The sequence below is a fragment of the Streptomyces pristinaespiralis genome (assembly GCF_001278075.1).
GTDB lineage: Bacteria > Actinomycetota > Actinomycetes > Streptomycetales > Streptomycetaceae > Streptomyces > Streptomyces pristinaespiralis.
Genome location: NZ_CP011340.1, coordinates 8,306,223 through 8,320,135, shown reverse-complemented (window position 1 = coordinate 8,320,135; position 13,913 = coordinate 8,306,223). Strand labels below are relative to the sequence as shown.

Here is a 13,913-nt window from a genome sequence, read left to right as displayed (position 1 = left end):
GTCTCCTCGGTTCAGTTCTTGACGGCGGACGCCAGGATCCGGGCGAGGCTGCGCACGTTGTCGCCGGTCAGCATGGTCACGTGGTTGCCCGGCACGACCCGGATGGTGAGGTCTTCGACGTGGTCCTCCCAGCCGAGGCCGGGACGGCCGTGGAACCGGTCGCTCTCGTCGTAGTCGGTGCCCTTGCCGAAGCTGGTGTCCCCCGCGCGCAGCACGACGACGGGACCGGCGTAGGAGCAGGGCCGGTAGCGCTGGATCGCCTCGACGCTGTCGCGCATCAGCGCGACGAGGTCGCCGCCGCCGTCGCCGCGCATCCATTCGGCGATCTGGGAGATCTCGGCGAGGTAGGCGGCCGACCCGGCGGGCTCCGCGGTGGCGGCGGCCCGGTCGTCGTCCGTGGCGGGGGGTTCGGGGTCGGTGGTGGTGGACGCGGGGTCGGGGGTGCGGCCTTCGGCGACCGCCCGCAGTTGACCGGCGAACGAGCCGTCGGCCTCCGCGTCGGTCAGTTCACCGTCCGGCGCGCCCGCGTCGACCATCACCACCAGCGGCGGTGTGCCGCCCTGCGCGGTGATCCGCTGGGCGATCTCGTAGGCGATGACGCCGCCGCCGGAGAAGCCGCCCAGCACGATCCGCTCCCCCGATTCCAGGGCGGGGGCGAGCGCCTGGAGGTAGTGCTCTGCCAGCTGCTCCGTGGAGCGGTACTCGGGCTCGGGGTCGTCGACGCGCGGGTCGCGGATGCCGACGAGCGCCTCGGGGCCGGGGTAGCCGGCGGCGAGCTGCGCGTAGCAGGCGACCTGACCGCCCGGGGGGTGGACGAGGTGGACGGTGCCGGCGCCGGGCTGCCGGGCGGGCCGCAGCGGTACGAGGACCGATGCGGCGCCGTCGGCGTCCGCGCCGTCGTGCGGGGTCTCGGCGAGGAGGCGGGCGAGCATGCCGGCCCGGGGGTTGGCGAGCAGTTCGTCCAGGCGCAGGGTGCGGCCGGTGCGCAGGCTGATCTCGCGCAGCAGCCGCATGGCCAGCAGGGAGTGGCCGCCGGCTTCGAAGAAGTGCTCGCCGGGGTCGACGTCGGTGGTGCCGAAGACGGTCTGCCACGCCTGCCTGACCAAGTCCGCCTCCGGGCCCTCGGGCCAGTCGGCGGGCGTTTCGCCGGTGTCGTCCGGCTGCTCGGAGCGTTCGGCCATGCGCGGCAGGTCCGCGTCGGTGACGGTGGCCAGCACGTCGGCGACGGTGGTGGCCTCGTCGTCGGTGGCGGGCAGTTCGCGCAGCAGCCGGGCGCACTGGGCGACCAGCTTCTCCGCCTCGGCGTCGGCGATCCGGCCGCGGTCGTGGACGGCGGCGAGGACCAGGCTGCCGTCCACGTCGCGGTAGGCGAGCAGGGTGACGGGGAACGCGGTCTGCGAGCCGGCCGCGTCGGGCAGTTCGACGCGGATGCCCTGGGCGGCGAGGGCGGATTCCAGGTCGCCGGAGGAGCGCGGGTAGTTCTCGAAGACGATGAGGCTCTCGACGAGCTTCTCGCCCGGCCTGCGGCCGCTCCACTCGTGGATCTGGCCGGTGGAGACCCACTCGTAGGCCGCCATGTCCAGAGCCTGGTCGCGCAGTTCCGTCAGCAGCCGGGGAAGGCTGTGGCCGGGGTCGACCTGGATGGTCATGGGCAGCGAGTTCATCAGCAGCCCGGGCAGCCGCTCGACCGCGTCGAGGGCGATGCCGCGGCCGGAGACGGTCACACCGAAACCGACCGGCGCCGGGCCGCTGGTGCCGCCCGCCCGGTACAGCAGCAGCGCCCACACGGCCTGCAGGGCACTGGACTCGGTGGCGGCGCGGGCCGCGGCCCAGGCGCGCAGCCGGTCGGCCTCCGCGGCGCTGAGCCGGCACTCCGCACGGCCCGAGCCGCTCTGGCCGGTCGCCGGGCCGGGGATGGCGGGCTGGACGACGGGCGCGGCGGCCGGGACGGCGTCGGACCAGAACTCCCGGGCGGGGGCGGTGTCCTGCTCGGACAGCCATTGCGAGTAGTCGCGCACGTCGGGGCGCCGCTCGCCGCCGGGCAGCGCACCGCCGGCGAGGTAGGCGCGGTAGAACTCCTGGAGCAGGATGGACACGCTCCAGCCGTCGAGCAGGACGTGGTGGAAGGTGAGCAGGATCCGTACCGACAGCGGCTCTCGGCCGTCGGCGGGCGCCGGGTCGTCGACGAGGGTGACGCGCAGCAGTCCGGGGGTGCGCAGGTCGAAGCCGCGCAGCCGGTCGCGTTCCATCAGCGCGTCGAAGTCGGCGGGGCCGGCGGGGCCCGCGGCGTGGCGGGTGACCTCGGCGGTGACGTGGTCGTGCAGGACCAGGCAGGGCTCGTCCTGCCAGTCGAAGGAGGCCCGCAGCACGGTCTCGCGGTCGAACACCGACTGCCAGGCGGCGGTGAACCGGTCGGTGTCCAGGGGGCCGTGCCAGCGCCAGAACAGCTGCTCCACGTAGCGGCCGGTGCCGGGGTGGGCGAGGGCGTCCAGGAGCAGGCCGTGCTGCTGGGGGGTGACCGGCACGGTCCCGGGGCCGTCCCCGGCGCCGCCGTGGTCGCTCCCGTCGTCGCCGCTGTGGGCGAGGACGGCGGGAGGGGCGGTGGGACGGGCGGGGCGCGGGGCGGGGCCGGTGGCGCCGGGCGCGGTGATCTCGGCCGGGGTCACGGCGTGCGGGTCGGCGCCCGCGAGCGTGGCCAGCACCCAGCTCATCTGCTCCACGAGCGCGTCGACGCCGGCCTCGTCCACACCGTCCGCCGGGCTCGGCACCCAGGTCAGGCCCATGCGCAGGCGGCCGCCGTGGACGATGCCGTACACCTCGATGCCGTAGACGCGCTCGCAGCGGGCGGAGTGCTCGCGCGGGATGGGACGGCCCGACATACGGAAACCGCCGTTCGGGCTCAACTGGTCGGCCTGACCGTAGTAGTTGAAGCACACCAGGGCGGGCGGCAGGTCACGCAGCAGAGTGCGCAGCCCGGCGTCCGGGGAGAACTCGCGGCAGGCGCCGAAGCCGACGCCGCCGTCCGGTACGGCGGTCAGCGCCGCGCCGATCTGGGCGAGGTACTGCTCGGGGTGCACGGAGCGGTCCGCGCCCAGGACGACGGGGTGGATGGAGGTGAACCAGCCGACGGTACGGAACAGTTCGTCGCGGCCGTGCCGTCCGTGGGTCTCCACGTCGAAGGTGACGGCGCGGCTGCCCCGCCAGCGGGCGAGGGCCTGCGCGAACGCGCCCGTCATCACCTGGTGCACCTGGAGGCCCAGCCGGCGCGGCAGCGGGCCGATGAGCCGGGCGGTCGCCTCCTCGTCGAGGCTGAACTCGACCCGGCGGATGTGCTCCTCGTCCGGCGCGGGCGTGGTCAGCAGCAGGGTCTGGGCCTCGGCACGTGCCGCCGCGAGGGCGCGCCAGTAGTCGGCCTCGCCGGGCCGGGCGGCCACGGCGGGCAGTGAGGCGACCCAGTCCTCGTAGCGGCACGCCTCCTCGGGCAGGGCGGGCAGGGCCCCGTCGGCGAGGGAGGCGAGGGCGTGCTCGAGGTCCTCCAGCAGGATGCGCCAGGAGACCCCGTCCACGACGAGGTGGTGGACGGCGATCAGCAGATGGGTCGGGGCGGCGTCCGGGGAACGCCGGTCGTGGGCGAGCAGGGCCCGCACATGCACGCCGCGCAGCGGGTCCAGGCTGCGCTCGAGGTCCTCCATCACCCGGTCGAGCTCCGGGTCGCTGGTGATGTCCCGCTCCCACAGCACCTCCCGTGCCGGGTAGGCGGTGAACGGTGCCGCGCGGACCATGAGCCGGCCGGGGCCGTCGGGGTCGTCCGGGTCCTCGTCGAAACGGGCCGACAGGGCGGGATGCGCGGCGACGACCGACTGCAGGGCGAGCCGCAGGACGGTGGGGTCGACGGCTTCGTTCAGCTCCAGCAGGACGGACTGGTTCCACTGGTGGAGGTCGGTCCTGATGTGCCGGAAGAACCACGACTGCACGGGCGCGAGCGGTGACACCGGCCCGGCGGCCCGCGCGGCGGGCCGGGTCCCGTCGCCGCCGCTCTCGTCGGCCTGCGGCGCGTCCGGGACCCCGGCGCCGAGGTGCGCGGCGAGGTCGGCCAGGACGGGGTTGCGGTAGATGTCGCGCATGGCGAGCGTGAACCCGGCGCGGCGCAGCCGGGACACGAGCTGCATGGCGAGGATGGAGTCCCCGCCGGCCTCGAAGAACTGCGCCTGGTCCCCGGCGTCCCCGAGCAGCTCCGCCCATACGCCGCGCACGCGCTCCAGCACCTGCGCCGAAGGCGCGGGCGTGGGCGTGGGCGAGGTGGCCGGCACCGGCTCACCGGCCCCGTCGGGGGCCCGGGAGACGACCGGCTGCGCCGGGGCGGTGGCGGCCGTGGCCGCCTCCAGCGGTGCACCACCCGATGCGAGCGGGGTGTCGGCGGCCGGGGCGTCTGCCGTGGCCGGCGCGGTGGCGGCCACAGCCGCCCGGTCGACGGCGCCCGGGGTCGCCTCCCGCGGTGAACCACCCGCCGTGGGCAGGACGGTGGCGTCCGCGACCGGCGCGGACGCCGGGGCGGTCCCCGCCGCCATGGCCGCCCGGTCGACGGCGCCCGGGGCCGCCTCCTGCGGTGAACCACCCGCTGTGGGCGAGGTGTGGGCGGCCGGGGCCGGCGCGGGCGCCGGGGCCGGGGCGGTGGCGGCCGAAGCCGCCCGGTCGACGGCGGCCGTGACCGCCTCCCGCGGTGAACCACCCGCCGTGGGCAGGACGGTGGCGTCCGCGACCGGCGCGGGCGCCGGGGCGTCCGCCGTCGTGGTCAGGCGGGCGAGGGTCTGGCGGTCGGTCTTGCCGTTGGGCAGGAGAGGGATGCGCGGGACGTGGTGGAGGCGGGCCGGGAGCATGTGGGACGGGAGCAGGGGCTTCAGGGCCTGGCGGATCGCCGCCGTGTCCGTCGCCGGAGCCACCACGTGGGCCACGATCTGGAGGCTGCCGTGGGTGTGGCGGACGGCCTGGACCGTGGCGTCCTCGACGCCGTCGAGGCACAGCAACGCGGCCCGGACCTCGCCGAGTTCGACCCGGTTGCCGTTGATCTTCACCTGGTCGTCGAGGCGGCCCAGGTGGGTGAGCGTGCCGCCCGGCAGCAGCCGGACCAGGTCGCCGGTGCGGTAGACGGTCTCGGTGCGGCCGCCGAGGTCGAGCGTGCGGTAGCGGTCGGCGGTGCGTTCCGGGTCGCCGATGTAGCCGTCGGAGACGGTGCCGCCGCCGATCCACAGCTCGCCCGGCGCGCCGGGCGGCAGGGGCCGCTGGTGTTCGTCGAGGACGTGGCAGCGGATGTTGTCGAACGGCACGCCGATCGGCACCTCCGCGCGGCGTGTCCAGAACGCGTCGTCGCCGCGGGCCCAGGAGAAGACCGTGGAGTAGGAGGTCTCGGTCGGCCCGTAGGCGTTGTGCAGCCGGGCCGGGTGGGCGGCCTCGAAGGCGGTGCGCAGTTCGTTGGGCAGGGACTCGCCCGTCGAGACGACGGTGCGCAGGCTGCGGTTGGCGCCGAAGTTCTCCGCCTCCAGGAGCAGGCGGAGCTGGGAGGGCACCGCGTGCAGCAGCGTGACGCCGTACCGGTCGAGGGTCTCGGCCAGCAGGTCGGGGTCGCGTTCCGCGTCGGGCGGTGCGACGGCGAGCCGGGCGCCCGCGACGAGGGCGACGAGCATCTCGTGGGCGCTGACGTCGAAGGTGAACGGCGCCTTGAGGAGCATCGTGTCGCCGGGGCCGATGCCGAAGTGCCGTATCGCGGCGAGCACATCGGTGACCAGGGCGCGGTGGCTGAGCTGGACGCCCTTGGGGGTGCCGGTGGAGCCGGAGGTGTAGAGGATGTGCAGGGCGCTGGAGGGGGCCGGTCCGCGCACCGCGGCCGCCGTGCCGGGCTGGGCCAGTTCGGCCGCCGGCACCTGCTGCGGGCCCGGGGGGCAGGCCGCTGCCGTCGAGGGGTCCACGACCGCGAGCCGCATGCCGCTGCTGTCGGCGATGTGGCGGCGGCGCGCCTCGGGGTGGGCGGCGTCCAGGGGGACGTAGGCCGCCCCGGTGCGCAGGACCGCGAGCATCACGGCGACGGCCTCGTCGCTGCGGGGCAGGAGGATGCCGACCCGGTCGCCGGCGCGCACGCCGCGGGCGGTGAGCCCGGCCGCGTACGCCTCGATGCGGGCGTCCAGGTCGCGGTAGGTCCAGCTGCGGTCGGCGAACCGGACGGCGACGGCGTCCGGCCGGGCCTCGACGACGCCGCGGATCAGGGTGTCGATGTCCGTGTCGGCGACGGGGTGGTCGGTGGCGTTGAGGTGGTCGAGGGTGGCGCGGGCGCGCGGGCCGATGCCCTCGAGTCCGGTCACGGGGGCGTCCGGTTCGCGGACCAGTTGGCGGGCGAGGGTGGTGACGTGTTCGGTGAACGCCTCGGCGGTGGCGGCCTCGATGCGGGAGGCGTCGTACTTGAGGCGTCCGCGCAGCCGGCCGTCGCCCTCGTACAGCTCCAGGGTGAGCAGCCCCAGGCCCGGGGTGGGCACGTCCTGGCGCCAGTGGGCGCGCAGGCCGCCGCGCAGTGCGACGCCGTCGGTCGCGGCGGCGGTGGCGTCGGCCCAGCTGTGCAGGACGAAGGTGCAGTTGAACGGGGCGCCGGAGCCGGTGCGGGGGGCGAGTTTGGCGATGCGCGGGAACGGCAGCCGCGAGTGGTCGACGGCGCGGGCCAGTTCCCGCTGCACGCCGGTGACGAACCCGGCGGCGGTCAGGTCCTCGTCCTGGGCGGGGGCGCGCACCAGGAGGGTGCGTACGAAGTAGCCGACGGTGCGGTCGTAGCGCGGGTCGGTGCGGGCGCCGAGCGGCACGCCGACGGTGGGCGCGCTCTGCCGGCCGTACGTGCCGAGGGCCTTGAGGTAGGCGGCGAGCAGGACGGCGGCGGCTCCGGCGCGGTGGGTGCGGGAGAACGCGGTGATCTCACTCCAGAGCCGGCTGTCCAGTTCCAGCGGTACGGCCGCCTCGCGGCGCCCGTCGTCTCCGGCGGGGGTGTCGAGGGGGACGTCGACGGTCAGGTCGGCGCCGTCGAGGTGTTCGCGCCAGTACGTCTCCGCGGCGGCGGTGTCCTTCTCGGCCTCGCGGGCGCGTTCGCCGACGTAGGTGGCGAAGGCGGCGGGGGCGGGGCCGGGGACGTCCCCGTGCTCGTAGGCGGCGAGCAGGTCGGCGAGGAGCAGGCCGGTGGACTCGCCGTCGACGACGAGGTGGTGGACGACGAGCAGCAGGGTGTGGTGCTCGGGGCCGTGGCCGAGGAGGACGGCGCGCAGCACGCCGTCCCGTTCCAGGTCGAGTTCGCGGCGGGCCTCGGCGAGCAGCGTGCCGGCGTCCGCGCCGTCGTCGGCGGCGGTGCGGCGCTCCAGGCGGGGGGCGCGGCCGGGGTCGATGTCGAGGAAGGGCGGGCCGTCGCCGTGGTCGTCGTCGGCGACGCGCGCGGACAGCATCGGGTGGCGGGCGACGAGCCGGCCGAGCGCCGCCTCGAGCGCGGCGGCGTCGAGCGGGCCGCGCAGGTCGAGGGCGAGGGGCACGTTGTACGGGGAGGCGGCGGGGTCGGCGCGATGCTGGAGCAGCAGTCCCAGCTGCTCCTCGGTGAGCGGTGTGCGGCGTGCCTCGTCCGCCCCCGGTCCGGCGGTCGCGGGGTTCTGCGCGCCTGGGGTCTGGAGTGTGGTCATCGGGTGTCTCCTGAATCGGATCCGAGGGCTTGCCGCGGGCGGGCCCCGGCCCGGCGGGGCCTGCGCCGTCCGGGCACGAGCGTGGCGGGGGCCGCCGACGTGCCGCTGACGTGCGGCTGACGGGGCGGGCCGCGGTGCGGGGGCGGCCGGTGGCCGGGGCCGGGGCGGTGGGGCCCGGTGTCCGTTGCGCGGGCAGCCGTTCCCCGCCCTTGCGGGGCGCGGTGGCGCGCTTCGCGCGGTGTCCTCGGACTCCCCCTGCGGCCCGGCGGCCGTGGGCGTCCCCGCCACGGGCCGGGCGCCCGCCCCGCCGGGGCCGGCTCCCGCCGGCGGGTTTCAGCGGGGCGTGCGGGCGGCGACGAAGGCGGCGAGGCGGTCCAGGCCGGTGGTGATCTCGTCGGGGGTCAGCACGCTGTAGGACAGGCGCAGTTGGGTCAGGCCGCCGGTGCCCGCGTAGAAGTGGTACATCGGTGTCCACAGGACGCCGAAGCGGCCCGCCGACTCCTCCAGGGCCGCTTCGTCGGCGGTGAACGGCACGCTCAGCACGGCGAAGAGGCCGCCGGCGGGGGTGTTCCAGGTGACGCCGCTGCCGGGCGGGAAGCGGGTGGCGAGGCCGTCGAGGAGGACGTTCAGGTTGGTGCGGTAGACGGCGGCCTCGCGGGCGCAGGCTCGTTCCATGCTGCAGCCGTGCTCGAGGAGCAGGCCGCCGATGACGGCCTGGGCGAGGGCCGAGGTGTTGAGGGTGAGCATGCTCTTGAGCTTGGCGAGCTGGTCGACGAGCAGGCCGCCCTCGGCGACGGGCTGGTCGGCGACGACGTAGCCGATGCGGGCGCCGGGGAAGGCGGTCTTGGCGAACGAGCCGATGTAGACGACGCGTCCGGAGCGGTCCATCGACTTCAGGGTCGGCGGCCGGCCCTGGCCGTCGTGGAACATCGAGTACGGGTTGTCCTCGATGAGGAGGATGTCCAGCTCGTCGGCGGCGTGCAGCAGCCGGCGGCGGTCGGCCTCCGACATGCGGGCGCCGCCGGGGTTGGAGAAGTCGGGGACGACGTAGCAGGCGCGCGGTCGCAGTCCTTCGGCGCGGGCGGCGCGCACGGCGCGGGCGAGGTCCGCGGCGTCGAGTCCGCCGGGGCCTTCGGGGACCTGGCGGACCGTCATTTCGGTGAGGCGGGCGGCCCCGGTGAATCCCACGTAGGTGGGGGCGGCGGCGAGGACGGTGTCGCGTGCGTCGCGGCGCAGGGCGCGCAGCAGCAGGACCATGGCCTCCTGGCAGCCGGTGGTGACCAGGACCGCTTCGGGGTCGGCGGTGATGTGTTCGTCGGTGTGCAGCTGGCGTACGAGGAGGTCGTTGATGACGCCCTTGGTGGGCCCGTACTGGAACAGGGTGCGGCGTACCTGTTCCTCGCTGTGGCCGAGGTCCTGCTCGAGGTGGCGGGTGAAGCGCCGCAGGTGGTGGTGGAGGGCCTCGGTGTCGTAGTGGCCCTCGTAGGGCCGGCCCGCGGCGAACGACACGGCCTGGGGGTAGTTGCCGGTGATCTCGTTGAGGAGGGTCATCGAGGTCAGGGCCGGATCGGTGAGGCTGGCGTGCAGGTCGGCGGTGGTCAGCGGGGCCGCGGCCAGCCCGGGCGCCTCGAGCAGGCCCGCGGTCACGCCGCCGTGCCGTTCATGGCGTCGATGAGGCTCTGGGGCCGCATGTCGGTCCACCGGTCGGTGATGTGGGCCAGGGCGCTCTCGCGGTCGGTGGCCGGCAGGGCGACGGTCCAGCCGGCCGGGACCTCGGCGAAGGACGGCCAGAGCGAGTACTGGCCCTCGTGGTTGACCAGGACGAGAAAGGTGCCCTCGGCGTCCTCGAAGGGGTTGCTCATATCGGTCTCCCGGTGTTCGGTGACGGTAGGCGTGTGGTGGTCCCCGTCCAGGCTGGCGGGGGCGGCTGTCGGCGGGCTGACGTGCCGCTGACGAGGCGGGCGGAGAGGTCGGCGGTGAGGTCGGCGGTGAGGTCGAGCAGGACGGGTGCCGGCTCGTGGGCGAGGTGGAAGTGGCCGCCGGGGAAGGTCTGTTCGCGGACGGGTCCGGTGGTGGCCGCGCGCCAGCCGGCCGCTTCCGCGGCGGTGAGCTCCGGGTCGCCGGTGGCGCGGTGCACGGTGAGCGGGGTGTGCAGGAGGGCGCCGGGGCGGGGGCGGTAGGTCTCGGCGAGGGCGTAGTCGGCGCGGGCGGTGCGCAGCACGATGTCGAGCATGTCGGGGTGGGCGAGGAGTTCGTCGGGGAAGCCGTCCAGGCGCCGCAGTTCGGCGATGAGTGCGCTGTCGCCGGCGCGGTGGACGGCGCCGGGGCGTACGAGGTGGGGTGCGGGCATGCCGGAGACGACGAGCCGCTGCGGGGGGCTTCCGGCGGCCTGGAGGCGCAGCGCGGTCTCGTAGGCGACCAGGGCGCCGAGGCTGTGGCCGTAGAGGGCGTAGGGGCCGCCGGTCAGGGGGCGGGCGGCCGCGGCGGCCTGGTCGGCGAGGGTGTGCAGGTCGTGCTGGAGGGGTTCGGTGATGCGGTCGGCGTGGCCGGGGTACTGGGCGGCGTGCAGTTCGACGCTGTCGGGCAGCAGGGCGGGCCAGTGGTGGTAGGCGGCGGTGGTGCCGCCGCCGTGCGGGAAGCACAGCAGTCGCACGGTGGCGCCGGGGCGGGGGTCGGGGCTGCGGTACCAGGGGCCGGTGGTGCGGGTGTTCATGCGGCGGCCGTCCGGCGGGCGGGCCACTCCAGGGTGGCGACGGCGTCCAGGATGCGCTGGACGTCGGGCAGGTAGTGGCTTTCGAGGAGGGGTGCGGGGTAGGGCACGTCGAAGCCGGTGACGCGGCGTACGGGTGCTTCCAGGTGGTAGAAGCAGCGTTCGGTGATGCGGGCGGCGATCTCGGCGCCGGGGCCGGCGAAGCCGTGGGCCTCGTGGACGACGACGGCGCGGCCGGTGCGGTCGACGCTGGCGGCGACGGTCTCCTCGTCGAAGGGGGCGAGGGTGCGCAGGTCGATGACCTCCAGGCTCAGGCCGCTCTCCGCGGCGGCCTCGGCGGCGGCGAGGGCGGCGGGCAGGGCGGGGCCGTAGGTGACGAGGGTGGCGTCGGTGCCGCGGCGGCGGACGGCGGCCCAGCCCAGCGGGCCGGTGTCGGTGGGCAGCCCGGTCTTCTCCTTGTGCCAGTACAGGCGTTTGGGTTCGAGGAAGACGACGGGGTCGGGCCAGTCGATGGAGCGGCGCAGCAGGGAGTAGGCGTCGGCGACGGTGGCGGGGGTGACGACGGTGAGGCCGGGGGTGGCCATGTAGTAGATCTCGGAGGAGTCGCTGTGGTGTTCCACTCCCCCGATGCCGCCGCCGTAGGGGATGCGGACGGTCAGCGGCAGCGGCAGTTGGCCGCGGGTGCGGGCGCGGAACTTGGCGACGTGGCTGACGAGTTGTTCGAAGGCGGGGTAGGCGAAGGCGTCGAACTGCATCTCGACGACGGGCCGGTAGCCGTACATGGCCATGCCGACGGCGGTGCCGATGATGGCGGATTCGGCGAGCGGGGTGTCGAAGCAGCGGTCGTCGCCGAATTCGCGGGCCAGGCCGTCGGTGACGCGGAAGACGCCGCCGAGGGTGCCGACGTCCTCGCCGAAGACGAGGGTGTTCTCGTCGGCGCGCAGGGCGTCGCGCAGGGCGGTGTTGAGGGCTTTGGCCATGGTGACGGTGCCGTCGGCGGTGCTCTTGCCGGTGCGGGCGGCGGCGGGGTCGGTGGGCATCAGGCGTCCTCCCCCGTCGCGGCGGCGGTCTCCGCGGCGAGCAGGGCGGCCTGGGACCTGAGGTGGGGCGGCGGCTGGTGGTAGACGTGCTGGAACATCTCGGCCGGGTCGCGCCGGGGCGGGGAGGCGAAGGTGCGGCGCAGGCGGGCGGTGAGGTCCTGTGCCTCGCGGGTGATGCCGGCGAGGGTGTCCTCGTCGAGGACGCCGTCGGCGAGGAGGCGGTGCTCGAGGCGGGCGACGGGGTCCTTGTCCGCCCAGGCGGCGACCTCTTCCGCGCTGCGGTAGCGGGTGTCGTCGTCGGCGTTGGTATGGGCCTCGATGCGGTAGGTGAGGGCTTCGACGACGGTGGGGCCGCCGCCGGTGCGGGCGCGGTGCGCGGCCCGGGCGACGGCGGTGTGGACGGCCGCGGCGTCGTTGCCGTCGATGCGCACGCCGGCGGCGCCGTAGCCGGCGGCCTTGTCGGCGAGGGTGCGGGCGGCGGTCTGTTTGGCGAGCGGGACGCTGATCGCGTACTGGTTGTTCTGGATCAGGAAGACGACGGGCGCGCGGCGTACGGCCGCGTAGTTGACGGCTTCGTGGAAGTCGCCCTCGCTGGTGGCACCGTCGCCGATGTAGGCGAGGGCGACGGTGTCGTGGCCGCGCATGCGGGCGGCGTCGGCGAGTCCGGCGGCGTGCAGGCACTGTGTGGCCAGTGGGGTGCACTGGGGGGCGGTGCGGTGGGCGTGCGGGTCGTAGCCGCAGTGGCGGTCGCCGCGGAAGAGGGTCAGGACCTCCACCGGGTCGATGCCGCGGGTGAGCAGGGCGACGCTCTCGCGGTAGGTGGGGAAGAGCCAGTCGGTGGGGCGCAGCGCGAGGACGGACGCGGTCTGGCAGGCCTCCTGGCCGTGGGAGGAGGGGTAGACGGCGAGGCGGCCCTGCCGGGTGAAGGCGGTGGCCTGCCGGTCGAAGGCGCGGCCGGTGACCATGGCCCGGTACAGCGCGAGCGCGGTCGCGGCGGGCAGCGGCGGGCCGGCCGGTGCGGCGGGCGGCGGGGCGGCGGGGGCGTCGAGCACGGTCATCGGGATCCGCCGCGGTTCCGGTTGATCCAGGTGCGTTCGAGGGTGCTGATGAGGGCGGGGCTGTGGAGCAGGCGGGCCTGTTCGTAGGCGTACCGGGCGAGGTAGCGGCGGAAGAGGTCGGCGGGTTCCTCGACGAGGTTGAGCATGCGCCGGTTGGCGCCGACGGCGGGGTGGTCGAGGTGCTGGGCGGCGCGTTCGACGGCGCTGTCCATGGTGTCGGCGGGGGCGGTCTCGTCGACGATCACGGCGGCTTCGGGGTCGCGGGCGTTCAGTTTGTGGCCCCAGAAGATGAGGCGTCGGGTGAGGCGGGAGCCGGCCGGGTGCAGCAGGCGCAGGTTGGAGACGCCGGGCACCAGTCCCTCTTCCATGGCGGGGAGGCTGAACCAGGCGTCGTCGGCGGCGACGACGCGGTCCATGACGGGCAGGATCTGCAGGCCGCCGCCGATGGCGAAGGCGTCGACGGCGCCGACCCAGGGCTTGTCGGCGTCGGGCCACCAGTTGTCGCCGGTGTCGCCCGTGCCGTCCTCGAGGCACAGGCCGCGGACGAACTTGGCGATGTAGCCGGCTTCGCGGCGCAGCAGGAAGCCGAGGAGGGAGATGTCGCCGTGGTAGAGGTGGGTGAGGTTGATGCCGGCGCTGAAGACGCGGCGGCCGGCGTGGGCGGGGTGGGTCTGGGCGGCGCCGCGCAGGACGCCGACGTGGCTGGCGGGGTCCAGGAGCACCAGGTCGCAGCCGGTCTCCAGGGCTTCGACGGCGGCGTCGTCCTCGGCGTTGAGGAACTCGTCGTTGCACAGTTCGAGGTGGGCGATGCCGTCGCGGCGGGTGACGGTGGCGATGCCCAGGTCGGCGCGGCCGGTGAGCTGGTAGTCCAGCAGGGCGGCCCGGGCGCGGGTGGTGGGGCGCAGCATGGAGCGCAGCAGGTGGTTGCCGGCGGCGGGGGCGCTGAGGACGGCCTGGAAGAAGATGCCGACGGCGATCTCCCAGCCTTCCTTGTTGCGCTGCATGTGGCGTGCGTCGTCGGCCAGTTGGGCGGGGGTGGGGACCAGGCCGGGGAAGTGGCGGGCGGCGAGGGCGGTCAGTTCGTCCAGGCGCGGGGTGCGGGTGAGGCCGTCGGTGAGTTCGGCGTAGACCCGTTCGGCGTGGGTGGCCAGGAAGCGGTGGCGCAGGGTGTGGGCGCCGTCGTGGACGGCGGCCGCGTCGCGCTGCCGGTCGGGGTCGCGTTCGGTGCGCGGCGGCAGGTCGGCGATGAGCCGCATGGTGGTGTCGAGGTAGGCGGTGACGGCCGCCCGGTCCTTGGTGAACTCGCCGGTCAGGGCGGGTGGCCGGGCGGGCAGAGCACGCAGGAGGACGGCGGGGGCGGCGTCGGTCGCCGGGGCCTCGGCGGCGAGGGTCGGTGTGCGCACGGTGT

Annotated in this window: 7 protein-coding genes; all 7 read right to left on the bottom strand. The window is 75.4% G+C overall.

Annotated elements, in window-relative coordinates; all coding sequences use genetic code 11:
• Window positions 1-11 precede the first annotated feature (11 nt).
• The gene (locus tag SPRI_RS35525) at window positions 12-7,697 is read right to left on the bottom strand and encodes a non-ribosomal peptide synthetase (protein ID WP_053556621.1); all 7,686 of its coding nucleotides are present in this window, start codon (window positions 7,695-7,697) and stop codon (window positions 12-14) included.
• Window positions 7,698-8,030: 333 nt separating this feature from the next.
• Window positions 8,031-9,344 carry an aminotransferase-like domain-containing protein gene (locus SPRI_RS35520; protein ID WP_005321857.1) on the bottom strand — a complete coding sequence of 438 codons (1,314 nt, stop codon included), beginning with the start codon at window positions 9,342-9,344 and terminating at the stop codon, window positions 8,031-8,033.
• Entirely contained in the window at window positions 9,341-9,559 is a 219-nt protein-coding gene (locus tag SPRI_RS35515; protein WP_005321855.1) for an MbtH family protein, read from the bottom strand. The genes SPRI_RS35520 and SPRI_RS35515 overlap by 4 nt, the downstream gene beginning before the upstream one ends.
• Entirely contained in the window at window positions 9,556-10,410 is an 855-nt protein-coding gene (locus SPRI_RS35510) for a thioesterase II family protein (protein ID WP_078535553.1), read from the bottom strand. Before SPRI_RS35510 ends, SPRI_RS35515 begins: the two co-directional genes overlap by 4 nt.
• A complete protein-coding gene (locus SPRI_RS35505) occupies window positions 10,407-11,447 on the bottom strand; it encodes an alpha-ketoacid dehydrogenase subunit beta (protein WP_005321849.1) in 1,041 nt (346 codons plus the stop codon). Before SPRI_RS35505 ends, SPRI_RS35510 begins: the two co-directional genes overlap by 4 nt.
• The gene (locus SPRI_RS38320) at window positions 11,447-12,505 is read right to left on the bottom strand and encodes a thiamine pyrophosphate-dependent enzyme (RefSeq protein ID WP_005321847.1); all 1,059 of its coding nucleotides are present in this window, start codon (window positions 12,503-12,505) and stop codon (window positions 11,447-11,449) included. Before SPRI_RS38320 ends, SPRI_RS35505 begins: the two co-directional genes overlap by 1 nt.
• On the bottom strand, window positions 12,502-13,908 hold the full coding sequence (locus tag SPRI_RS38315) for an enoyl-CoA hydratase/isomerase family protein (protein ID WP_005321846.1): 1,407 nt from the start codon (window positions 13,906-13,908) through the stop codon (window positions 12,502-12,504). The genes SPRI_RS38320 and SPRI_RS38315 overlap by 4 nt, the downstream gene beginning before the upstream one ends.
• Window positions 13,909-13,913: the final 5 nt, after the last annotated feature.